19 protein-coding genes and 1 riboswitch are annotated in these 23,757 nt (G+C 41.5%); of the genes, 14 read left to right on the forward strand and 5 right to left on the reverse strand.

All coding sequences use genetic code 11. The annotated features are described in order from the left end of the window. Window positions 1–617: 617 nt before the first annotated feature. Together JN080_RS12125 and JN080_RS12130 are read right to left on the reverse strand one after the other, a co-directional pair. A complete protein-coding gene (locus JN080_RS12125; protein WP_256236272.1) occupies window positions 618–3,866 on the reverse strand; it encodes a DEAD/DEAH box helicase in 3,249 nt (1,082 codons plus the stop codon). Next, window positions 3,859–5,487 (reverse strand): SWIM zinc finger family protein, encoded by a 1,629-nt coding sequence (locus tag JN080_RS12130; protein WP_256236273.1) that lies wholly within the window; start codon window positions 5,485–5,487, stop codon window positions 3,859–3,861. Before JN080_RS12130 ends, JN080_RS12125 begins: the two co-directional genes overlap by 8 nt. A gap of 519 nt (window positions 5,488–6,006) precedes the next feature. Between JN080_RS12130 and JN080_RS12135 the strand changes: the two genes are divergently transcribed. After that, a complete protein-coding gene (locus tag JN080_RS12135; protein ID WP_256236274.1) occupies window positions 6,007–6,363 on the forward strand; it encodes a DUF805 domain-containing protein in 357 nt (118 codons plus the stop codon). Window positions 6,364–6,696: 333 nt separating this feature from the next. Here the strand turns inward: JN080_RS12135 and JN080_RS12140 are convergent, their stop codons facing one another. Further along, window positions 6,697–7,947, reverse strand: a complete 1,251-nt coding sequence (locus JN080_RS12140; protein ID WP_256236276.1) for a C40 family peptidase — start codon at window positions 7,945–7,947, stop codon at window positions 6,697–6,699. Window positions 7,948–8,148: 201 nt separating this feature from the next. Here JN080_RS12140 and JN080_RS12145 point away from each other — a divergent pair, with 201 nt between their 5' ends. Both JN080_RS12145 and JN080_RS12150 read left to right on the forward strand, forming a co-directional pair. Continuing rightward, window positions 8,149–8,304 (forward strand): YwzD family small protein, encoded by a 156-nt coding sequence (locus JN080_RS12145; protein ID WP_256236277.1) that lies wholly within the window; start codon window positions 8,149–8,151, stop codon window positions 8,302–8,304. A 633-nt stretch (window positions 8,305–8,937) separates the two neighbouring features. Beyond that, window positions 8,938–9,028: riboswitch (cyclic di-GMP riboswitch) on the forward strand. A 46-nt stretch (window positions 9,029–9,074) separates the two neighbouring features. After that, window positions 9,075–9,236, forward strand: a complete 162-nt coding sequence (locus JN080_RS12150; protein WP_256236278.1) for a hypothetical protein — start codon at window positions 9,075–9,077, stop codon at window positions 9,234–9,236. Window positions 9,237–9,541: 305 nt separating this feature from the next. Here JN080_RS12150 and JN080_RS12155 read toward each other — a convergent pair whose 3' ends face one another. Beyond that, the gene (locus JN080_RS12155) at window positions 9,542–10,765 is read right to left on the reverse strand and encodes an alkaline phosphatase PhoX (protein WP_256236279.1); all 1,224 of its coding nucleotides are present in this window, start codon (window positions 10,763–10,765) and stop codon (window positions 9,542–9,544) included. 246 nt (window positions 10,766–11,011) lie between these two features. Next, window positions 11,012–11,800: an SGNH/GDSL hydrolase family protein gene (locus JN080_RS12160; RefSeq protein WP_256236280.1), complete on the reverse strand. Its 789-nt coding sequence runs from the start codon at window positions 11,798–11,800 to the stop codon at window positions 11,012–11,014. Window positions 11,801–12,022: 222 nt separating this feature from the next. Between JN080_RS12160 and JN080_RS12165 the strand changes: the two genes are divergently transcribed. From JN080_RS12165 to JN080_RS12215, 11 genes are all read left to right on the forward strand, one after another. Then, entirely contained in the window at window positions 12,023–12,769 is a 747-nt protein-coding gene (locus JN080_RS12165; protein WP_256236281.1) for a YveK family protein, read from the forward strand. Continuing rightward, the gene (locus tag JN080_RS12170) at window positions 12,759–13,463 is read left to right on the forward strand and encodes a CpsD/CapB family tyrosine-protein kinase (RefSeq protein ID WP_305473931.1); all 705 of its coding nucleotides are present in this window, start codon (window positions 12,759–12,761) and stop codon (window positions 13,461–13,463) included. Before JN080_RS12165 ends, JN080_RS12170 begins: the two co-directional genes overlap by 11 nt. A gap of 101 nt (window positions 13,464–13,564) precedes the next feature. Then, window positions 13,565–14,329: a tyrosine-protein phosphatase gene (locus JN080_RS12175; protein WP_256236282.1), complete on the forward strand. Its 765-nt coding sequence runs from the start codon at window positions 13,565–13,567 to the stop codon at window positions 14,327–14,329. Between the two features lie 541 nt (window positions 14,330–14,870). Further along, window positions 14,871–16,697, forward strand: a complete 1,827-nt coding sequence (locus JN080_RS12180; RefSeq protein WP_256236283.1) for a polysaccharide biosynthesis protein — start codon at window positions 14,871–14,873, stop codon at window positions 16,695–16,697. A gap of 12 nt (window positions 16,698–16,709) precedes the next feature. Next, window positions 16,710–17,591, forward strand: coding sequence for a UTP--glucose-1-phosphate uridylyltransferase GalU (galU, locus tag JN080_RS12185; RefSeq protein ID WP_256236284.1), 882 nt, complete (start codon window positions 16,710–16,712; stop codon window positions 17,589–17,591). 28 nt (window positions 17,592–17,619) lie between these two features. Then, window positions 17,620–18,852, forward strand: a complete 1,233-nt coding sequence (locus JN080_RS12190) for a DegT/DnrJ/EryC1/StrS family aminotransferase (RefSeq protein ID WP_256236285.1) — start codon at window positions 17,620–17,622, stop codon at window positions 18,850–18,852. An 18-nt stretch (window positions 18,853–18,870) separates the two neighbouring features. Next, window positions 18,871–19,494 carry a sugar transferase gene (locus JN080_RS12195; RefSeq protein ID WP_256236286.1) on the forward strand — a complete coding sequence of 208 codons (624 nt, stop codon included), beginning with the start codon at window positions 18,871–18,873 and terminating at the stop codon, window positions 19,492–19,494. Between the two features lie 86 nt (window positions 19,495–19,580). After that, window positions 19,581–20,237 carry an acetyltransferase gene (locus JN080_RS12200; RefSeq protein WP_256236287.1) on the forward strand — a complete coding sequence of 219 codons (657 nt, stop codon included), beginning with the start codon at window positions 19,581–19,583 and terminating at the stop codon, window positions 20,235–20,237. A 12-nt stretch (window positions 20,238–20,249) separates the two neighbouring features. Then, a complete protein-coding gene (locus JN080_RS12205) occupies window positions 20,250–21,449 on the forward strand; it encodes an ATP-grasp domain-containing protein (RefSeq protein ID WP_256236288.1) in 1,200 nt (399 codons plus the stop codon). Window positions 21,450–21,453: 4 nt separating this feature from the next. Beyond that, window positions 21,454–22,563, forward strand: coding sequence for a glycosyltransferase family 4 protein (locus JN080_RS12210; protein ID WP_256236289.1), 1,110 nt, complete (start codon window positions 21,454–21,456; stop codon window positions 22,561–22,563). 35 nt (window positions 22,564–22,598) lie between these two features. Beyond that, a complete protein-coding gene (locus JN080_RS12215) occupies window positions 22,599–23,708 on the forward strand; it encodes a glycosyltransferase (RefSeq protein ID WP_256236290.1) in 1,110 nt (369 codons plus the stop codon). The last annotated feature ends 49 nt before the right edge of the window (window positions 23,709–23,757 follow it).

Genomic DNA, 23,757 nt, shown 5'->3' on the forward strand with positions numbered 1-23,757 from the left:
TTTTTAGCACCTTCCTCCTCAGACTGCATACTGCGTTTGCCGCGCCGGCTTTGGCAGACTTAGTTAGTACGACAGTATTTGTTAAGGGGACGGTTCTTTTGTTCCCTAAGTGGGAACAAAAGAACCGTCCCTTCGTCTGAAAGAAGGATTTTTCCTAAAAAAAGTAATTGAAACGACCGAGTAACCAAATACAAATACCTGAGCCAGTCTGCGGACTAGCTTTTCTGGAACAATACACCCAAAAAAATGGCAAAATGCTCATAACTCTTCGAAAATGGTTCATAACGACGGCAAAATGGTTCATAACCCCGCCTGAATGGTTCATAACGTCCCCGGAATGGCTCATAACCCCGAAACGACGGATCAAACCGGAGAGGTTTTTCTAAAAAACCCCGACCCGAACCACAAAAACCAAATTCAGATACCTATAGCCAGTCCCTGGACTGGCTATTTTAGATAAAAAGATCTCTTCAATAATGGATTCCGCGAAAAATGCGATGAATTCCGCCAAACTTACGATTATTCCGCCAAACTTTATCATAATTCCGCGAAAAATAACTTTATTCCGCCAAACTTCATGATTATTCCGCCAAACGCAAAAAAGGAAGGTGCACACGTCACCTTCCCAGATAAACCAAATCCTTTAACTCATCCGTCGACAACTCGGTAATCCAGTTCTCACTCTGGATAATCTGATCATTTAAAAATTGCTTTTTCTCCAACATTGCATCAATTTTTTCCTCAAGGGTGCCGGTACAGATCAGCTTGTGCACGTGAACGAAGCGCTGCTGACCAATTCGGTAGGCCCGGTCGGTGGCCTGGTTCTCAACAGCGGGATTCCACCAGCGATCATAGTGAATGACATGGTTCGCGGCCGTCAGGTTCAAGCCGGTCCCGCCCGCTTTAAGCGACAGCAAGAACACCGGGAACTCCCGGTTCTGGAAGCGCTCGATCATCGTATCGCGCTGGGCCTTCGGAACACTGCCATTCAAGAACGGCACCTCGACTCCAAACTTTTTCTTCACCAGCGCCTTAATCATTTCACCCATCTGAATGTATTGCGTGAAAATCAGACAGCTTTCCTCTTGCTCAAGGACCGCCCCCACCAGCTCCACAAGCTTCTCCATCTTGTTCGAACGGTCAAGCAAATGCGTCATCGCTTGTTCCTTCAAATAAAGGGCAGGGTGGTTGCACAGCTGCTTTAAGCGGCTCAGCATTTGCAAAATCAAACCCTTGCGCTCAAAGCCGGACAATGTTTCGATCTCGGCAAATGTATCCTTGACAAGCTGCTCGTAGAGCGAAGCCTGCTCGGCTGTAAGCGGGCAGTATTCCTTTTGCTCCTGTTTATCGGGCAGGTTCAGGGCAACCTCTTCATCCTTTTTCGTCCGCCGCAGCAGGAACGGGCGGATCATCGCCTGCAGGTCACGCACTTTGTCTTTGTTTTCATCCTTTTCGATCGGAATGACAAACTTTTTCTGAAATTGACCGATGCTGCCCAAATAGCCGTGATTGGTAAAATCAAAAATCGACCACAGCTCCGACAACCGGTTTTCCATCGGTGTTCCCGTCAAGGCAACGTGGTGGCGGCCGCGCAGCCTGCGAACAGCCCTTGATTGCTTTGTCTGCGGATTTTTAATATTTTGGGCCTCGTCAATCGCAATCGTACTCCAGAAAAAACGCTCAAATTCTTCGGTATCCAAATGGCTGATACCATAGGAGGTAAGGACCACGTCCGCATCTTTCACTTTTTCGGAAAAATTGTCGCCCTTCAAGCGATTGGATCCATAATGCAGATACACTTCCATTTCAGGTGCGAACCGCTCCAATTCCTTTTGCCAGTTGCCAAGAACGGAGGTAGGGCAGATGATCAGCGAGCCTTTAATAGGTACCTTTTTAGCATCATCATCAGCCGACTGTTTGCGGCGCTTGCCGCCGGCTTTAGCCTTCGTGCCTTCAGCCACAACGTCCTCGACAGGAGCCGAACCGTCAGCCGGAACGATCGCTGCATTGGTATCCACGTCGGCACCGTCAGCAACAACCGGAGTGATTTCTGCACTAGCCTCAACATTTACAGCCGTCATAGTCTCAGTCGAATCAGCTAAAGTTCCAACTGCCTGGTCCGACCCTCCAGCGGCAGCCGCCATATCCGCAGCCTCCGTTCCTTCTTGCCCTTTCACCATCAATAAGTAAGCAATTAATTGAACCGTCTTTCCCAAGCCCATATCATCAGCCAAACAAGCCCCAAACCCGTATTGCCGCAAGAACCACAGCCAGCTCATTCCCAGCTGCTGATAGGGGCGCAGCTCGCCGTTTAAGCCTTCGGGCACAGGCTGCTCAGGAATTTCATTGACTTCCGATAGCTGTTTGACCATTTTTTTCCACTGCTGATTCAGTTCAATTTGGATGCGGGCAAACGCTTTTGGATTTTCCAGCTCCTCTTCTGAAGCAGGCTCCTGAATCAATTCCTGTTCCAGCAGATCGCGGACATGGAGGCCTTCTTTTTCAGCCCGCTTCATCAAGTCTTGAATTTGATGGATAAACTGCGGATCAAGCTTCACCCAGCGGCCGCGGATATAAACGAGCCGCCGTTTTTCCTCAACAAGGCTGTTGAATTCAGCCTCAGACAAGTCAACCCCGTTCATGGAAAAACGCCAGTTAAAGTCGAGCATCGCCTGCAAGCCGACAAACGACGGCCGGTGACTCCCGGTTCCTTTCAGGGATGCTTTCACTTTTAGGTTGGCACTTTTCATTGCCTGCCACCAGGAAGGGAGGAGAATCTCCACGTTCAAAGCCACAAGGGTTTCACTTGCCTCGGTTAAAAACATCCATGCTTCTTCCTCGGTAAGTTCGGACTTCAGGCGGGGCGCTGCATCAGTCGGAATTTCATCCCGTGAACCTGTCGCAGTCGACCTTACATCCTCCTCCCCCAGCCACGGAATCAACCGTACCCAGCGTTCCTGCTTGCGGTCGACCTTTTCCAAAAAGGGCCGCCATCGCCCAGGGGCTTCCTTTAGCCCATAAATGTTATCGATGTTTTTCTTGTCGCGTAAAAACACCTCGAGGGTCCAATCACCTTCACCATCCAGAGGCTCATCCAGCCGCAGCCCGATCGTAAACGGCGCCGTATTTTCTTTAACCCCGACCCATTCGAGCCAAGTCTCTTCATCAAAATAACGGGCTAGCTCAATTCCAGAGAGATTTTGCCTTTTCAAAAAATGAAGCTTAGGGCCAAACAGTTCCTTCATTGCCGGGTTTCGGGTCAAATATGTATCAAGGGCATCATTGTATAGCTGTGCCAGAAACTGCTTCGCCGTCAAGACCCCGCGGCCAGCCTCGTCACGAGAACCGTCCCCATGAACTTCGCCCTGCACCGCACCATGATCACGAGAACCGTCCCCATGCTCCTGCCCATGCTCCTCCTGCCCATGCTCCCGAACTTCCTGCTCCCAAAACGAGGGGGCGAACTCATTGACCACCTGCTCGGGCAGCCGCCAGCGAAAGCCTTCGTGCTCCCAGGCGGTGAAGTCGGGGTGCCAATCCTGCTCAATGATTCCCTCATAGAGTGCGCCTGAGGCGGCTAAGCATATCTCAGCTGACTCGCTCCAGTCCCACTCAATGAACCGGTTGAACGCCTCGCGGCCGAACAAACTCACAAGCGCCCAGCCGCTGACGACCACGCCTGCGACGCCGCCGATTGTCTCTTCTTCAAGCAATGTCCCGAAGAAGCTCTCCTCATGGCGGCTGAACACGATGTCCTTCCACTCGGCCACCGGCAAGAAGTGGCCGTGTTCGTCCTGGACGGCCAGCAGATAGCGTCCATCCGCTAATGTATATGTAAACAGTTTAATAAACCTTGTTTTAAGCATCGATCAACTTGCTCCTTTTACATTCCTCATGAAAGGCTCGGAGGCGCTTTGTTTTTTCCAACAGGGTATTGAAAAAGAACTGCCACTCATCCAAGCGCTTCGTCTTTTTATATAACGTTCTTAGCTTTTTCAAATGGCGGACCGCCGTTTTATAGCTGGAACGGTTCTTCAAATCAATCTCATGCTGGACAGTCTGATGGAGCAGGGCGAACAGCACCTCCGGCTGTTCCTTCTCGACCACCTTGACCCGATCCTTCGGTAAATCCGAAAACGGAATCCCGACAAATGAGTACAGTTCGCCCCAGCGGTCGTACTGACCCTTTGTGAACAGCAGCTGCTCATACTCATAGAAGCTGTACGGCAGCGTCTGCAGCAGCGCCCGCTCATACAGATCAAGCCGGCCAGTCTCCGCACAGTACGGCGAAATCGACTTCACCGCGAGCCGGATAAAGCTTGAACAAGCATGATAGGAGGGCAAGAATTCCAAATAGTGGCGCACCCGGGCGACCAGCGCCTCGACGACAGGTTCGGCCCGCTTCCACGCCTTCATCTCCGTAAAATGGTCAATCCAAAACAGCAAATAAGGGACCAACTGCCGCTCCTCAAGCATATCCATCATCGCCATGGCCCGCTCCTCATTTTCGAGCATCAGGCATTGGTGGATACCGGCAATCATCAGCGGCAGCGGATTCTGCCACTCCTCAAGCTGCTTTAACCGGGCCTTAATCCTCTCGCTTTCCTCTTCACGCCAGGCTTTCTTTTTAAATAAATTCGTCCACAGCATCCGGTACAAATAAATCCGTTCATACTCAATCCCTTGGGCACAAACGAGAGTGTCGGTGCAATCCGCCGAAAATTTCGCGACAAACTCATCAAAGTCAAAGGGATGGGTGCGCTGCCCAATCTTCTCCGTCAGTTCCTCCGCATCATCGACCAGCTGATGAAGCAGATGAAGGTACGCGCGCTTCACCATATCCTCGGTATGGCCAAGTTCCGCACTCAGCTTCGTCAGCTTTTGAAACGAAACCACGTTGCTAATCAGCTCATAGAGCGGACGCCACTCTTGATCCTGCGGGGATCCAGCCAGCACCCGGCGCTCATAAATCTGAAACAGCTCCGGTACCACATACGGGCTTGAATAATTCTTCGACTTCATAATCGCGTCAAAGCTCGTCGACAACGTCTCTACCCAGCGCTCATAATCCGGCTTTAAAACCCCATTCGCCTTCACCAAATCCTTCGCCTGCTTAAGACCCCAGCTTGTCACCTGTTTCATCTCACGGGCCGGCTCGCGCCACTCCTCAACCCAATCACCTACACTCGCCACCTGTGCATACGCTGTGAAAAACGCTGCCAGCTGATGCCGGCAAGGCCACATACCCGGACACGCGCACACACTCATCTGCGGAAAGTCCAGATCCAGCTCCACCTTCACCGGGACCACATCCTGAATCGTCGCCGTCACCTTCCGTGCCGCCTCATCAATCCGCAGCTGCTGCACCATCCCCGACCGGTACAACATCATCGCCTTCTGAACAAGCCTTACGTCCTCCGACTCCTGCGGAACCAACTGCTCCTTCAGCTCCGCCGCCATACTCACCAGCAACTCATCAACCGCCATCCAACTCACCCTCCGCTCACAAAAAAATCCATATTCCTATATTATACCCAAAAAAACCAACTTCGAGGAGTATCGCCTCATTTTCTTCTTTTTTAAAAATCAACCTGGGCTTCATTTTCCGACAAAAAGACCGTTTCCTACCTTGGCTTCCGCCCTCAAACCAGTAGTCAATGCTTGGAAAATGAGCATAGAGGAGCATGCTGAATCGTACCCATATTGTCTGTGAACACCCGAAAACCTCATTTGGATCTTGGATCGTTGAAGCAAAATTGAATGTGAAAACACCCTTTCGGGTTCTAATTCTTGGTTAACGTTACAAATTAAATGGAAATTTGTGGAATATTAGGATATAATTGTAGAAAATTAGTAGAATGTGTGACGCCTAGGCTCGAAGTTTAAATGAATACATACTTAATTTGTTTCATATAAATACATAATGAATCCAAGCTTCATTTGAACAAGGAGCGACTTCTTTTTAAAGGCGAACACGAAACAACTGAATGAAAAGGGGGATTTACCATGCAATGGTATGTGAAGGTTTTACAAAATTACACGGGGTTTCAGGGGAGAGCGGCGCGCACGGAATACTGGATGTTTGTATTGTTCAATGTCATCGTATCGATTGTGCTGTCAATTGTGGAGTCAGTCACCCATCTGGGTTCTTATCTAACCGGAATTTATTCGTTAGCTGTTCTGCTGCCGTCCTTAGCGGTTGGCGCTCGGAGACTGCATGATACGGGCAGAAGCGGCTGGTGGCTGCTGCTTAGTATTATTCCGCTGATTGGTGCTATTATTCTACTTATCTACACGGTTCAAGATAGTCAGGAAAGTGAAAACCAATACGGACCAAATCCTAAACTTGAGTTTACAAAGTAGAGCGAATTGAGAAGGAGTAAACCTTTTTATAAAAAATAAAGTACTTTTTCGAAGTAAGAAACCAAGCGTTCCTCGATCCATCATGAGGTGGCTTGGTTTTTTTGATTCCAATAAATCTCCTCCCTTAATCAAATGTAAGCGCTGTATATATTATCTATATAATAGAAGAAACCCGTTCAAACATGACTATTTTTTGCTTGAAAAAGCAATTTTTTGACTGGGCACCTGGATCTTCCTTAAAAAAGAACTCTAATAATCTTACATCACCTTCACTCAGAGAAATAAAAAAGCCAATCCTTTTCACAGATTGGCTTGATCTTTACAAATCTTTTTTTAATAAAACCGACCAAAGCTAGCAAAATGTTTTTGATAGTAGCTGTTGGTCAAAGACGAGATGATGACTCCATGGATCTCGTCAGCCGCTTGAATGAATTGGTTGTTGCCGAGATAGATTCCAACGTGTGAGATTCCGGTTGTGTAGGTATCTTTAAAAAATACTAGATCACCCGGAACAGGATTGGATACCTCATAGGAACGGTCGGCATAGCCTTGGGCAGAATAGCGTCCGATCGAGAAGCCGGCTTTGTTAAAAACGTAATAGATAAAGCCGCTGCAATCAAAGCCTGCAGGAGTATTGCCGGCCCATACATAAGGCGTACCGAGTAAGCTTTTAGCGACAAGTGTGACCGCTGCCGCGTCCTTAGAATTAGAGGTATCAGCATTTGTTGTAACTTTTGCTGTTGCCGGTTGGGCTGCTACTGTTTTTGCGGGTACTGTTGCTTGTCCGGAAACTGCAAATGTCTGACCGGCAAAGATCATATCGGAAGAAAGGCCGTTAAGCTGTTTTAAATTGCTGACCGTCGTGCCAAACTGAGCGGCAATACTGCTCAGTGTATCACCGCGTTGAACGGTATAGGTAGAAGCTGCTGAATTGTTGTTGGCTGCCTCAGCAGCCACTGGTGCCGGAGCTGCTTGAACGGTTCCGCTAACCTTCAAGGTGCTTCCTGCGTAGATACGATCAGAGCTGAGGCTGTTTAGCTGCTGTAAGTTGCTGACCGTTGTGCCGAACATTTTGGCAATTTTGCTAAGGGTATCTCCGCTTTGGATCTGATAATCAGATGTTGATGTTGGAGCTGCTGCTTGCGGTTGGGCAGTATCAGGCTGACTGCTCGTTCCATTCGCAACCCGCACTTGCTGGCCTGGAAAAATAAGATCGCCAGTCAGGTTGTTCCATTGGCGGAGATCGGCGAGTGAGATGCCATGGCGGCTGGCAATGCCGCTTAAGGTGTCGCCTCTGACAATTGTGTAATAGGCCGCAGTAGTGGGTGCTGTCACCTGAGTCTGGGCGAACGACTGTGCAGTGGTGCCTGCCTCAGGTAATTGCAGCATTTGATTGATCCGGATTAAGTCAGATGAAAGATTGTTCACTTTCTTTAAATCTAGGACACTCGTATGGTAGTTGGTCGCGATAGCGGAAAGAGAATCACCTTTCTGAACCGTATATGTACTAGCGGAAGCGCCGGCCGCGCAGGCACCCGATACAATTGCCGCGGCAGTGAGGGCGGATACGACTTTTTTCTTCAATTACTTTCACCTCTATTAATAGTTTTATATGTGAAAAAACGCACTTTCCGCTATTTTACCATAATTATCCTCAAAATTATAGAAATCTCGGCAAACTTTTTACAAAAAATTAACAGAATTTTCACATGCGAATCTATTTACAAATAATTGAAAATTTAATAGAATAGACAAAACAAAGGCATGAGAGGAGATTTTTTTTCCATGGGAAGGAAACTCAGCAAAGAGTATATATTACAATCTGACTTTTCGGAAATTGTCAGAAGAGCCTATGATAAAGGTATAAATGACGGAACGATTACTGTTGAAAAATTAATTGAAGATATTAAGTTAGATTTACTGAAATTGAAGGTAGAATAACATAACTATACATAAAAGGGGCGGAATCCTATCATTCCGCCTCTTTTCTTATCTTATGGCCCTCTATTTATATTCTCTAAACAGGAAAAATTCTATACAAAATGCGGTCGGATTTTGATAGATTGTGAAAAGAGCCTATGAAAAAGGCATAAGGGACGGAGCGATCACTGTCGAAAAATGAAAGGAATAGTAAGGTAGATTGACTGAAATGGAAGGTAGAATGACAGAAAACTATACATAAAAGGAGCGGCACCCGATCAGGAGGGCACTGAAAAAGTCCCCTTAAAAGTAAGCGTTCTTTGAAACTTTCCTGTTGATTTGCGCTCCAGGCGCTTCGCTTTCCGCGGGCGGTCCGGGGAGCCTCCTCGGCGCTATCGCGCCTGTGGGGTCTTCCCTGCCCCGTACTCCCGCAGGAGTCTTCGCGCCTTCCACTCCAATCAACAGGGAGGCAAAAACTTTAATTGGAGCTTTAACATAGTTCATGAAAACGATTATTGCCAGAAACTCATTGACGTGCCCTATCATTCTGCCTCTTTTCGCATCTTATGACCTATATTTTTATTCGATTGATAGGAAAAATTATATACAATCTGGGTTATTTATCCTATAATAGGCTTATATTCCACATGGATCGTACGATAATGGCAAAATCATTGAAAAATGGTGACGCAAAGCTATAGGGGCTAAAGTCAACGAGGGATGACTATGCTCGCCAGTTTCCGAATACAGGACTCTTACGATTTATAACCAAATCAGAAGGAGAGATATTTATGGGAATGAAAGAGGTTGTTTCAAAAGCAAAGGTTAAATGGCATGCAGCCAAGCGTATCTATTATGAGGAATTATCAGAATGCTGCCTAGATTCGATCATAAAGGCAAAATTACAGCGGAAAATTAATTATCATACATCAAAATTAAGAGAAATTATTTAAGTAGGGGCGCCCGTTTTGGGTGCTTTTTTAATTGCTAATGAAATTATAAAAGATTAACCTGTTGATAACTTTGAATAAAGTTTAATCTTCGTCCAGCTCCAGCGCCTAGCGACTAGTGTACTTCGCCCACCTCCCTACGATAAGTCAACATCGAATCGCTTCCGCTCTTCGTGTTTCCTTTATCTCAGTCGGTGTGCTCCAGTCCATACGTCGCTAAACAGGCGCTTACGCTTTTGTTTTTTAAACGGATGAAACAGCAGGAAAGAGGCGGCCCAGGATAACCGCCTCTTTCGCTATCTTCAAAACTATTTTTTCGTAATGGCTAAGGTTTTATCTAATCCGTCACCGCCGCGGTGCTGGATATTGACGTAGAGGGTTTTGTCGCTTTTGTCAAAATAAATGCCGGTTGGTTCTGCTTCGCTGTCGGTTAAGGTAGCAAACCGAACGGTTGAATCTGCCATATCGGTGTTTCCTTGTGCTGGTGTTGCCACCCAAATGTCATCGCCGGTTGTTTTGCCATGGGCAAAGTCGCCGCCTGGATCTTCAGTGATGAACAGGTTGCCGTTTTTATCGAGGGCAAGGTTGTCCGGCATTTTGAAGTCAGCCGGTGCATTTACACCTGCCTTCACATAGGTGCGAACTTGGGCCGTATCTTTGTTGAGGTCAATCGCGATCACGCGGTCCTCACCAGTCAGGGCGACATACATTGTGTTTTGTCCGCCGCGGTTGTTGCCGGTGCTCGTGGCAATTTCAACGTCTTCAGGACGGTCAAACTCTGTTGCACCCGCAGCAGTTGCTGCTGCATGGGAATCAACTTGAACAGCTTGGCGGTCTAATGGAAGCCAGACTGCGTTGCCGGTACGGTCCGGTGTTGCATCAGTCACCTTCAAGGCATATAATTGTCCGCTTGATAAGTCACCTTTCTGATCTGGGACAAATTTAAAAATATGACCGTCATGCTGCTCAGAAATACCATAAAGATTGCCTTCCTGATCAAAACGAATGCCTTCATTAGAACGTGCGCCAAAGGCGGGAAGCGGTTTGGCTTCCCCTGTATTCGGATTGATTTCATAGGCTAGGGATTTGCCTCTTTCTTGGGTGGCAATAAGCGTTCCCCACGGACTCCAAACGATTCCATCCATGCTGGCCCAATCAGAACGTTGCACTAATGTTTTTACTTGATTGGTTTTCAGGTCAATGACAGAAACAGAGGCGTTGCCAATTTCATGGGTTTGGTAAAGATAACGGCCGGCTTCAGGGCCTGTTTCATTTAACGTGTTCATATCTGGATTACCGCCATAGCTTGGTTCTGAAGCAATGATTGTTTGCTGATAGTCAGCCGGCAGCAGCAACGGATTTTCCGGATTGCCGCCGGGAACGGCAGCAGCGGAGGATGCCAGCGGGGTAAACTGAAAAGTTCCTTTTGTTTCACTAGGATTTTGGGCAAACGTGTTTACGGAAAAGCCAAGGGCAGGAAGGATCACAGCTGAAGCAAGAACAACATTACGAATCTGTTTCGCTTTTTTCATCGTCTTCTATCACTCCTTTAATCTCTTACTATGATCGATTGTATGGGAGTAATGTTGATTGTGTTTGATGGTTCTGTAAATATTAGGTAAATTAGGGGTTTAATAGAAGAACGACCTTTCGGTCGAAGATGTAGAAAAAAGGATAGCTTAAAAGGGTCTGGCCCCTCGCTATAAACTTACTATATAGCATAAAGCTTAGTGAAATTTTGCTATATAGTGTGGTAGAGGGGTCTGACCCTTTGCTTTTTACTTATGAATGAGATAATTGATTAGATATTGACTCCAAACTTGGATTCCTTTTTCACTTGGCCCACTTTGATCTGGTAAAAGGTAGTCCTTTAGCTTTGCATTAGCAGAATCAGGCCAAGCGGTCCAATGATCCAAATAAGCAAGTTTATTTTGGTCAGCGTATTGCTTTAATTTAGCTACTTGTCCTGGATAGAACTTCGCACCAAACAGCGGGTAAGACGGCTGCAGGACAAACGTTGTCTCAGGGGTGGCCGCTTTTTCCTCCTCGATTACCTTTGTGAGGTTGTTCAGTGAATCCCCTATCGCTACTTTGCCGTTATCATTGAGCAGGAAGGGTTCAAATACGATTAGCTGTGCTTTTTCGGCGGCGATTTCTTGTTGATCATTGTTTCCCAAAAATTCCTTTGAGGTAACATCATATGTATGGACGGAAATTTCAATATGGTCTTTTCCATAAGACTCGGTTAACTGTTGAACGACATCCTTTAGCATGCCCTGGTCCTTTGTACCTAATGCAGTAGAACCGACAAAGAGGATCTTAAAAGGTTTGTTTTGCTGTACAGATTGCTGGAACTGCTGGCGGGCAGGTTCAGGCCAATTCTGCGCTTTTGCCAGAATTTCATCAACATTTGGCTCATTTGTCTTTGCTGTTTCTGGAGTGACTGAATAGTTTATCTGCTGGTCTGTCTCCGCTTTAACTGCCGTTCTCTGGCTCCAATAGGAGTGACCGTAGAAAAGGACAACCACGCAAATTATGGCCCAAACCGTGGTAAAAAAATACTTCATAAACATTTTCCTCCAAATAATTCTCTTTTTACTAGTATAGCAAACTAAAAGGAGTGTAATTTATACCATTTATAAAAATTCAACATTTTTTTACAAAAATCCTGTTACAATTGTGTATATAAATATTAAATCTATGATATTTCGTAAATCACCTACAAATTTTGACAGCATTTCATGGTATAATATCAATTGTTTATATACACATGCAACAGGGAGGATCCTATGGAAGAAACAATCAGTTTAAAAGAGTTACTTGAAACCCTACGAAAACGATTATTGTTAATCGTCCTTATTACCATAACTGCTGTGCTTGTCAGCGGAGTGGTTAGCTATTTCTTTATAACACCAATCTATCAGGCTTCAACACAAATTCTTGTCAACCAAAAAAAGAGTGATCAAAGTGCTTATAACTCGAGTGAAGTTCAGACAAACCTGCAGTTAATTAACACTTACAATGTTATTATTAAAAGCCCGGCGATTCTTGATAAGGTAGCAGAGGATCTTAAGCTTGGCTTAACAGCACAACAATTAAATGAAAAAATTACAGTTGCCAGTGAAAAGGATTCACAGGTTGTAAATGTGTCTGTTCAAGATACAAATCCTAATCAAGCAGCGAAAATTGCTAACAAAACGGCAGAAGTTTTCCAAACAAAAATTGCTAAAATTATGAATGTTGATAATATTAGTATTCTTGCAAAAGCAACGGTAGCTGACAACCAGTCTCCAATTAAACCAAAGCCACTGATGAACATTGCAATCGCCCTTGTGGTTGGGTTAATGGCAGGTGTAGGGATTGCCTTCCTAATAGAATACTTTGATAATACCGTAAAAAAAGAACAAGAAATTGAACGCTTGCTTGGATTGCCTGTTTTAGGGGTAATCGCAGCCATTTCAGATTCAGAAATGGAAGCAACATCAAAACATGCACATAGCAAAAAACATGTAAGGAGTGAATCTGTTGGCTCTTAAGCGAAAACATAAAGCAACAGCGATGGAACAGAGACGAAAGCTGATTACAGCAATTGACCCGAAATCATCTATTTCTGAACAGTACCGGACGATCCGGACCAATATTCAATTTTCATCGATTGACAAGGAGATTCGTTCAATTATGGTCACATCGTCAGGGCCAGGGGAAGGGAAAACAACGACTGTCTCAAATTTGGCAGTTGCATTTGCCCAGCAAGGAAAGAGAGTTCTGCTTGTGGATGCCGACATGCGGAAACCGACAACTCATTACACGTTTAATACAACAAATACCTATGGTTTTACAAGTGTTTTAACGAAACAAATGTCGTTGGAAAAGGCTGTCAGAGAGACAGAAATAGAAAACCTAACGATTTTAACAAGCGGACCGATACCGCCAAATCCAGCGGAGTTATTAGGATCGAAAGCTATGGATCAGTTCTTTATCGATATCTATACAGCGTATGACGTCGTTTTGTTTGACACCCCGCCGGTAATTGCCGTGACAGACGCGCAAATCCTTACGAATAAGTGCGATGGGACGATCCTTGTTGCTTACAGCCATAAGACCGAAAAAGAGCCAATTGTTAAGGCAAAGGAATTGCTGGAATCTGCGCAAGGAAAGCTGCTCGGAGTTGTGTTAAATCACCAGGAAATAAATAGTTCCAGTTATTACTATTATTATGGAGCGAAGTGAGACGAAATTCGACATGTTTCGCTATTTACCAGATTCATAGGTAGTGATAACCTTAAAAAAGAGCTTTTAAATTTACGATTTTTGGAAAGGGTATGGGTACAATGATCGATATACATTGTCATATATTGCCTGGGATTGACGACGGTGCACAAAATCTGTCTGATAGTCTTGAAATGGCAAAGCAGGCCGTTTCTGATGGCATCCATACCATTGTTGCAACTCCCCATTATATTAATAATGTCTATGAAAATAATAAACAAACAATCATTTCAAAGACAGCTGAATTAAATGATGCATTAAAGACAGCGGGAATTGATTTGCAGATTGTGCCCGGCCAAGAGCCGCGCATTGATGGTGATTTACTTGCAAATATCGATAAGGGTGAAGTGATCACCCTTGCGGGATCACCACATCTGTTTATCGAATTCCCGTCTGCACATGTGCCTCGTTATACGGAGAAACTATTCTATGATTTGCAGCAAAATGGTCTCACCCCAGTCATTGTTCATCCGGAGCGCAATTCGGAAATCATTGAACACCCGGAGATGTTGTATCAGTTTGTAAACAATGGTGCTTTGACCCAGGTAACGGCAGGCTGCCTTTGTGGTGATTTTGGTAAAAAGATAAAAGCTTTCTCACTGCAATTAATCGAATATAATCTTACGCATTTCGTCGCATGTGATGCTCACAATACGACAAGAAGACGGTTTAGACTGCAGGAAGCATACAAAATTGTTGCTGATAAATTTGGTACTGACTATGAATATATGTTTAAAGAAAATGCTGAACTTTTAGCAGCAGGCAAAAGTGTATATAAGGAAATTCCGGAAAGAATTAAAAGGAAAAAGCTATTTAAACTGTTCTAACCTACTAAACCGAGAGGAATTAAAGATTTTTGGTCGTACGAAACAACGAGTCATCAAGATTGATCGGCGTTGCCATCCTGTCCGTTATCCATGGGGGTACTCGGTCATGCTGTGGGAGAGGAGATTTTACTCCTTAGACGCTAGTCGTCAAAAGCATGATGTGAGGTTGGGTTAGATGCCCAGATAAATACTAAAATAATAGATACTTAATGAAAGAATAAGTGTGAAAGCACTTGCATTTTCATTAGGTATTTATTTTTAATTGTTGAAAAGGGGCGGAGCTCCGCAAATGGGTATCAGGCTATCCAATGATCGTGGAAAATATATATTTTATAACTCGAAAAGTGGTGTAACTTAGCTCTGCTCACACCGCCTTTTTTATTTGGGCGGAGCTACGCAAAAGCGAAACACAATTACTAAATTAATACCAAGTAAATAATTTTTAGTTCAAGTTAGGTGTTGACTTGCTCCACTCACACCGCCTTTATTGACAAGGATGGTTCTGTGAATATAGAAAAATATAAAAAAGGGGGAATGTTCGTTGACATATGGGAAAAGGCTGACCACACTTGCTTTACTCGATTCAGTCATTGTTTTGTTAGGGATCTACATAAGTTATTGGACGCTAAATCCAAGCTTGCACATTTTTCAAGTCCCTATGCTATTAATTACTTCAATTACACTGTTAATCAGCTATCATATTTTTGCTTCGATTTATAAACTCTATCATCGGGCATGGCAATATGCGAGTGTAGGGGAATTGGTTGCAATTGTAAAGGCAGTGGCGTTCTCAACGATCATCACGGGATTAATGCAGAAAATGGTGTTTGATAATATTTACGTGAGGGCATTGCTGATCACGTGGATGATTCACGTCCTTCTGATTGGTGGCTCAAGGTTCTCATGGCGGATGTTTCGTGATAACTACATGGGTAAGCAGGAAAATATCAAAAAGACATTAATCATTGGTGCCGGTTCAGGTGGGACAATGGTAGCCCGGCAATTGCTCCATAATCATGAGATTGACTTAAGGCCGGTTGCGTTTATCGATGATGACCCGAAAAAGTATAAGTTAGGCATTTTAGGGATACCAGTTGTTGGAGACTCAAGCTTTATTGCACAGGCTGTTGAAGAGTATCAGATCGATAATATTGTGATTGCGATTCCGTCATTAGGTCAAAAGGAACTAAACCGGATTTTTGAAGAGTGCGCGAAAACAAAAGCAAAGACACAAATCATTCCGAAGCTAGAGGATTTGATGACAGGAAAATTGTCTGTTAATGCTTTCCGCGATGTTCAGGTTGAGGATTTATTAGGAAGAGAACCGGTAGAATTAGATATTACGAGTATTTCAAAGTATGTAGCGGGAAAAACGGTACTTGTAACCGGTGCCGGCGGCTCGATTGGCTCAGAAATATGCCGGCAAATCTGTAATTTTTCTCCTAGTAAACTTGTTTTGGTTGGACATGGTGAGAATAGTATTTATCAAATAGATATGGAACTTAAGCGTAAATACCAAAACGAAATCGAGATTGTCCCGGTGATCGCTGATGTTCAGGACCGGGAACGGATCTTTGAAGTGATGGACAAGCATCGTCCAGACGTTGTCTATCATGCTGCTGCCCATAAGCATGTACCCTTGATGGAGTACAACCCTAGAGAAGCGGTTAAGAATAATGTATTTGGGACAAAGAATGTCGCAGAGGCTGCGGATACCTTCGGTGTCCATACTTTTGTGATGATTTCGACTGATAAAGCTGTTAATCCAACGAATGTTATGGGTTCAACAAAACGGATTGCTGAGATGATTATTCAAGGGTTAGCACAGAATAGCAAAACAAAGTTTGTTGCTGTCAGATTTGGTAATGTACTTGGAAGTCGTGGAAGTGTGATTCCGTTGTTTAAGAAACAAATTAAGGCTGGTGGACCGATTACGGTTACCCATCCGGATATTACGCGGTATTTTATGACGATTCCGGAAGCATCGCGTTTGGTCATTCAGGCTGGGTCGTTGGCTAAAGGCGGAGAGATTTTTGTTCTGGATATGGGTGAACCTGTTAAGATTGTGGACTTGGCGAAGAACTTGATTAAGTTATCTGGTTATACAATAGAAGAGATTGGGATTAAATTCTCAGGCCTTCGGCCTGGGGAGAAGATGTTTGAGGAACTGTTGAATGAGAAAGAGATCTATCCGGAACCGGTTTATCCTAAGATATTTATTGGGAAGGCTGTGTTGGATCAAGAGGATGAGATTGAGTTTTTATTGAACCGATTTGAAAGCTTAAACGCTGATGAGATAAAAGAGTTTGTTATTAATTTGGCTAATCGGAGGGAGAATCAGATTTATCAAGTAGCTGGGAATGAGTAGGAGGAAAGTGACTTGAAGAAAGTTCGTAAAGCAATTATTCCGGCGGCTGGCTTGGGGACGAGATTTTTACCAGCAACAAAAGCTATGCCAAAGGAAATGTTGCCGATAGTTGACAAACCAACGATTCAATACATTGTTGAAGAAGCCGTGGCTTCAGGAATTGAAGATATTATTATTGTGACAGGAAAAGGAAAACGGGCCATTGAAGATCACTTTGATTTTGCTCCTGAACTTGAACAAAATCTAATCGAAAAGGGAAAGTTGGATTTACTAGAAAGGGTTCAATATTCTTCTAGCCTCGCCAATATCCACTACATCCGCCAAAAGGAGCCAAAAGGATTGGGACATGCTGTCTGGTGTGCCCGAAACTTTATTGGTGATGAACCATTTGCGGTTCTTTTAGGGGATGATATTGTTCAAAGTGAGATTCCGTGTATCAAACAGTTGATTAATATATATGAAGAAACACGTTCATCAGTTATTGGGGTTCAGCCTGTTCCTAGTGAGGAAACACATCGTTATGGAATTATTGATCCAGCTTCACAAGAAGGACGACTCTACCAGGTTGCAAGTTTTGTAGAGAAACCTGAAACAAGAACTGCCCCATCAAATTTGGCTAGTTTAGGACGGTACATTTTAACTCCTGAAATCTTTGCATTTTTAGAGCAACAGGAGATAGGTGCCGGCGGTGAAATACAATTAACTGATGCTATTCAGAAGCTAAATGGTATACAGAGAGTGTTTGCTTATGACTTTGAGGGCAAACGTTATGACGTTGGTGAAAAATTGGGCTTTATAAAAACTACAATTGACTTTGCATTAAAACAAAAAGAATTAAAAAAAGACTTGTTAGAGTATCTCGCTTTAATTTTAGATAGTGAATTGGTGAAATAAAATTTTAGATAATAAAGGTGGCTTCTACTTGAGTACTTCATATTCTCTAGTTCCAAAAAAAAATATAACAAATATTCCATTTTCGCCTCCTGACATTACAGATGTTGAAATTAATGAGGTCGTTGATACATTAAAGTCGGGATGGATTACTACGGGTCCAAAAACAAAATTATTCGAAACGAAAGTTGCTGAATTTACTAATACATCTAAGGCAGTATGTTTGAATTCTGGGACAGCTGGAATGGAACTAACACTAAGACTATTAGGAATCGGTAAAGGCGATGAAGTTATTACCTCTGCGTACACCTATACTGCTTCTGCAAGTGTTATTGATCATGTTGGTGCAAAAATTGTCTTAATTGATACTGCGGAAAATTCCTTTCAAATAGATTATGACCAATTAGAGAAAGCTATAACCCCTAAAACGAAGGTTATTATTCCTGTTGATATCGCTGGTGTAATGTGTGATTATGATAGACTGTTCGAAATTGTTGAAAGAAAAAGAAGTCTGTTCAATCCTAATAATGAACTGCAAGAAGCATTTGGCAGAATAATAGTTCTAGCGGATGCTGCACATTCCTTCGGTGCAACATATAAAGGTAAACAGAGTGGTGGGGTAGCAGACTTTACTAGTTTTTCATTTCATGCAGTAAAAAACCTTACAACCGGTGAAGGTGGAGCAGTCACCTGGCGTAAGATTCCAGGTATAGATAATGAATATATTTACAAGCAATTTATGCTTTTATCCCTCCACGGACAATCGAAAGACGCACTTGCAAAGATGAAGCTTGGAGCTTGGGAATATGACATCGTTTCTACAGCCTATAAATGTAATATGACTGATATTATGGCTTCAATAGGTTTAGCACAATTGAAAAGATACTCGTTAATTTTGGAACGAAGAAAACAAATTATAGAAATGTATGACAAAGCTTTAATAAACTGTGCTACAGAATCATTAAAGCACTTTGGTGAGAACTTTTCATCAAGTTGTCATTTATACTTATTAAGGTTAATTGGAAAAGATGAAATGTACCGAAATAGCTTAATAGAAAAAATGGCTGAAAATGGTATTGCAACAAATGTACATTATAAGCCACTGCCAATGCATACAGCTTATAAGAATCTTGGATTCAAAATTAAAGATTTTCCAAATGCCTTTGCACAGTATCGTAACGAAGTTACTTTGCCACTCCATACATTACTAAAAAATGAAGAAGTACAGTATGTTACAGATGTATTAAAAAGTATACTAGAATAATTTCTAGGAGGAAGTTCATTGTATAAGAATTATTTGAAAAGAACTTTTGATTTAATCTTTGCTTTAATATTAATGCCATTGGTTCTTATTATCGTTACGGTGTGTGGTGTTCTAATTAAGTTGGAGGATGGAGGTTCTGTTTTTTACTTAGGCAAAAGATTGGGGAAAGACGGAAAAGTATTTAAAATGTACAAACTTCGTACGATGAAAGTTAATGCACCAGACATAAGAAATAATGATGGTTCAACTTATAATTCTTCGGAAGATCCAAGGTTAACAGTTATAGGAAAATTTATAAGAAAGACAAGTATTGATGAGATTCCACAGGTTTTGAATGTAATAAAAGGTGACATGGCTATAGTTGGTCCTAGACCAGATTTACCGGAGGTAATAAATAAATATAGCATTGAGCAGAAAAAAAAAATTACAGTACGGCCTGGAATTACCGGATACAGTCAAGCATATTTTAGAAATTCGATAGAGATGAATACTAAGTTTAAAAATGATGTTTATTATATTGAAAATATTTCATTAATGCTTGATATTAAGATAATTTTCAAAACATTAACCAGTATATTAGGGAGAAAAAACATTTATAATAGTGATTTAAATGATGGAAACATAAAAAAAGTAAAGAAATAAAAAGATGGTAGTCTACTTGAAAAGGCAAATATAAAATATTCTCAAAAGCTATTATTTTATTAATTTTAATCGGATGTGATTATTTAATGAAAAAATTGATTATTTTTGGTAATTCAAACTTTTCTAAGCTTATAAAATGGTATATCGATCACGATGATGATAGAGAAGTAGTGGCCTTTTGCGCTGATCAAGAATATATAATAGAAAATGTTTTTGAAGGACTTCCTGTTATAGCTTTTGAAGAAATTGAAAAAATGTATCCACCTGAGCAATATGAAATATTGATAGGAATTGGTTATAACAAAATGAATGATTTACGAAAAAAAATTTATTATTCTTGTAAACAAAAAGGATACACAATAGCTTCTTATATTCATTCATCTTCTCTAATCCAAACAGAAAATATTGGAGAAGGGAATATAATTCTTGAGCAAACATTAATTGAGCCTTTTGTAAAAATAGGGAATTGTAACTTAATATGGTATAAAGTTTCAATAGCACATGATGATATAATCGGCAACTTTAACACTATAGCTGGTATGGCCTCACTATGTGGTCATGTCATTATAAAAAATAATTGTTTTGTTGGAAATGCAAGTGTTATTCGAGAAAGTGTAATAATTAATGACTATTCTTTGATAGGTGCCTCAGCTTTTGTTGGCAGAGATGTTGAACCATTTTCTGTGGTGGTTCCTCAAAAGAGTGTTGTACTTGAAGGGAAAAAAAGCACGGATTTTATGTAGGAAGTGGTTATTATGAAAAAGATCATGATTTTAGGTGCTAGTATATTACAACTACCCGCCATTTTAAAGGCAAAAGAGATGGGACTCAGAGTAATAGCTGTGGATATGGACAAAAATTCAATAGGATTTAAGGAAGCTCATGTTTGTCTAGAAATTAGTACTATAGATATACCAAAGGTTGTTGAGGCTGCAAAGGAATTTCAAGTTGATGGTGTAATAACATTGGCTAGTGACATGCCAATGCGGACTGTTGCAGCTGTTGCAAAAGAAATGGGTATTGCTGGAATCAGTGAAGATACTGCTATAAAGGCAACAAATAAAGCCTTTATGAGGGAAGCATTGAAAGCACATGAAGTTCCGATACCTTTATTTTTCAGAGTTACTTCAAAGGATGATTATGCCAAGTATGTTAAAAAATTCAAAAGTAGATGTATTGTAAAACCTGCTGATAATTCCGGTAGTAGAGGTGTGTTCTTAATTGAAGATCTTGAAAATAAAAGGCTGGTTGAACACGCATTTGAATATAGTAAGAAGTTTTCCAGAAGTGGGGAAATAATCATTGAAGAATATATGAGCGGTGAAGAGGTTAGTGTAGAGGCACTTAGTGTTGACGGTGAAGTACATGTAATTGCAATTACCGATAAGTTAACTACAGGAGTTCCTCACTTTGTTGAAATGGGGCATTCTCAGCCAACACACTTCAGTGATGAAATTAAGGAAAGAATTGAGCAAGTGGCAACTATGGCTATAAAAGCAATTGGAATTGAAAATGGACCATCTCATACTGAAATTATGGTTACAGAGGAAGGTCCAAAAATTGTAGAAATTGGAGCTAGGCTTGGTGGAGATAACATCACAACCCATCTGACACCATTATCTACAGGAGTAAATATGGTTGAGAGCTGTATTAAAATTGCACTTGGAGAGAAACCATACTTAGTTCCTAAATTCAGTAAAAGTTCCGCGATCCGTTATTTTAGACCTAAAACTGGTGTGTTAAAGTCTATTGATGGAGTAGAAGTATCAAAAAGTGTGGAAGGCGTCCAACAGGTTAGCTTTGTGAAAAAAATAGGTGATAAAGTTGAAGCAATTAACAGTAGCTCTGATAGAATTGGATTTGTAATAGCACAGAGCGATACTGCTCAGGGTGCTATTGAAATTTGTGAAAAGGCAATGAATTTGATAGATATTGTATTTATTGAAGGAGACTGATTCGATGAATGTTTTGATAACTGAATCGGGAACCAGGTTTGCAAAGGGTTATCGTTTCGAGTTGTATAAAAGTATACGTGAAATGGGACATACTGTGTGTTTTTTAGATCAAAGCATCAATGAGGAATATACTGATGAAGACGGTGATATGCACATTCCTCTTAAAAATTTTACACTGAGGAGTAACAAGAATCCAGTTAGAGAAATAGAATTTATTAATTCACTAAAAAAAATATTTAAAAAAAGTGAAATTGATTACATTCTCATATATGGAATAAAAATTATTCCATCTATGTCTCTTGCAGCTAAATTGGCAGGAGTAAAAAGATGTGTGTGTGTTATTAATGGGGCAGGAACATTATTTATGAGTAACGATTTTAAGATTAAATTGTTACGTTTTATTGCATTCCCTATGTTGAAGGTCGCGTTTAGCTGCTCTGATGCGGTTCTTTTTCAAAACCAAGATGATTATGAAATAATGATTAAGTTAAATTTAGTAACTAAAATGAAGGCCCGTAGAACAAATGGATCTGGCGTAAATTTAGAAAATTACTCTGTGGCGTCCTTGAATCCGGACAACAATTTTTTGCTCATAACAAGACTTACTGAGGCAAAAGGCATACATGAATTTATTGCTGCAGCAAGTATGGTAAAAGAAAAGTATCCATCTTCAAGTTTTCACTTAGTAGGTCCTAAGGATGATTTAGATGGAAGTATTGATTGGGATAAGGTTAACTCAGCAATTTCTCAAAAAATAATTACTTATCATGGAGCAACGAATGATGTTACTTCTTTTATTCGGCAAAGTAGGGTATTTGTTTTTCCATCTTTTTATCGAGAGGGAGTACCTAGAGCTGTTTTGGAAGCAATGTCAATGGGCAGACCTATTGTTACTACAAATTCACCGGGTTGTCGAGAAACTGTTAAGGATGGAGTTAATGGATTTTTAGTAGAACCAAGAAATTCCAAAAATTTGGCAGAAAAAATATGTTGGATGATTGAAAATCCTGAGGCTGTTGACAAAATGGGGGTCGAATCAAGAAAGTTAGCAGAAAAGAAATTTGATATAAACAAGGTTAATCAAAAAGTTTTGTTTGCTGTTTTTGGACAATAACTATTTTTGATATAAATTGAGGAAGATGGGATTTTATGAAGAGAATATCAGTATATGTCAGAAATAAAGAGCTTACACCCTCAAGTTATTATCGAATAGTTCAATATACAAAGGGGCTTGAGGGTAACGTTATTATTCGAGAAATTGCGCCAAAATTAATTTACAAGTTAAAGCGCAATTCTTCAAATAGAAATACTGTTCTAAGGTTTATAGTTGACTTTTTGTATTATGCAGTAATGCTTTTTCGAGTATCATTCTATTTAATTGTTGACAACTTAATATTACCCGATTGTGTAATTCTTTCTAAGACTTTTTGTCCAAAATATAGTCCACTGTTTTTATTGGGGTTGATCAAGAACCTTATTAAGCGATCAAAACTCTATTGGGATTTTGATGATTATATTTTTATAAGTGGTGAAATATCTAAAAGTCAAAAGAAAATACTTGAGGTATATAGCAAGAATATTATAGTAACTAATGACTTTCTGAAGGCGAAGATTAACCCTATTTTTCAGGATAAAGTACACCTTATGCCAACTACTGATGGGGACTTACAAGGATTTGATCCAATTCAGCTCATGAAAGAAAGAACTAATACGTTTCAAAATGAAGTCAGGTTAGTGTGGGTAGCTACAAGTGGAAATATTAGACACATACTACGAGTCATAGATTCCCTAGATACCGCAGGTGAGGAATTATTCCAAAAATTTCACAAACAATTAATACTAACAGTTATTTGTGATAAGCCAATAGACTGCAAAACCAGAAACCTAGTAATTAGAAATATCCCGTGGACGAGAGATATTGCTAAAGAAGAAATATATTGTTCGCACATTGGAATAATGCCGTTAATTGAGGATGAATATACAAGAGGAAAAGGTGGATTTAAGCTTGTACAATATATTTCTACCGGCCTACCTGTTTTGGCATCCGACGTTGGATATAATAAAGAAGTCGTCGGTGAAAAGTGCGGTATTTTGGTTGAGGACACCGAAGACACAAAACCATGGATAGATGCAGTTTTGAAGTTATCTATAGACACTTTTACATGGTGCGAATTTAGTGAATCTGCTTACTCCCAATGGTCTGAAAGGTTTTCTTTTTCTAAAAATATGGCGAAATGGAATCAACTCATCCAGAGTTAGTTAATCAAGGGATTTATAATTAGCGAAATCCTTAGAGAATTAAAAGGAT

Source organism: Bacillus sp. EB600, from assembly GCF_024494385.1.
In the GTDB taxonomy this organism is placed as follows: Bacteria; Bacillota; Bacilli; order Bacillales; family Cytobacillaceae; genus JAEVLT01.

What these genes read in the sequence shown, in the direction of transcription:
- JN080_RS12125 (WP_256236272.1), bottom strand. Translation starts at nt 3,866, where the DNA reads ATGCTTAAAACAAGGTTTATTAAACTGTTTACATATACATTAGCGGAT.
- JN080_RS12130 (WP_256236273.1), bottom strand. Translation starts at nt 5,487, where the DNA reads ATGGCGGTTGATGAGTTGCTGGTGAGTATGGCGGCGGAGCTGAAGGAG.
- JN080_RS12135 (WP_256236274.1), top strand. Translation starts at nt 6,007, where the DNA reads ATGCAATGGTATGTGAAGGTTTTACAAAATTACACGGGGTTTCAGGGG.
- JN080_RS12145 (WP_256236277.1), top strand. Translation starts at nt 8,149, where the DNA reads ATGGGAAGGAAACTCAGCAAAGAGTATATATTACAATCTGACTTTTCG.
- JN080_RS12150 (WP_256236278.1), top strand. Translation starts at nt 9,075, where the DNA reads ATGGGAATGAAAGAGGTTGTTTCAAAAGCAAAGGTTAAATGGCATGCA.
- JN080_RS12155 (WP_256236279.1), bottom strand. Translation starts at nt 10,765, where the DNA reads ATGAAAAAAGCGAAACAGATTCGTAATGTTGTTCTTGCTTCAGCTGTG.
- JN080_RS12160 (WP_256236280.1), bottom strand. Translation starts at nt 11,800, where the DNA reads ATGAAGTATTTTTTTACCACGGTTTGGGCCATAATTTGCGTGGTTGTC.
- JN080_RS12165 (WP_256236281.1), top strand. Translation starts at nt 12,023, where the DNA reads ATGGAAGAAACAATCAGTTTAAAAGAGTTACTTGAAACCCTACGAAAA.
- JN080_RS12175 (WP_256236282.1), top strand. Translation starts at nt 13,565, where the DNA reads ATGATCGATATACATTGTCATATATTGCCTGGGATTGACGACGGTGCA.
- JN080_RS12200 (WP_256236287.1), top strand. Translation starts at nt 19,581, where the DNA reads ATGAAAAAATTGATTATTTTTGGTAATTCAAACTTTTCTAAGCTTATA.
- JN080_RS12205 (WP_256236288.1), top strand. Translation starts at nt 20,250, where the DNA reads ATGAAAAAGATCATGATTTTAGGTGCTAGTATATTACAACTACCCGCC.
- JN080_RS12210 (WP_256236289.1), top strand. Translation starts at nt 21,454, where the DNA reads ATGAATGTTTTGATAACTGAATCGGGAACCAGGTTTGCAAAGGGTTAT.
- JN080_RS12215 (WP_256236290.1), top strand. Translation starts at nt 22,599, where the DNA reads ATGAAGAGAATATCAGTATATGTCAGAAATAAAGAGCTTACACCCTCA.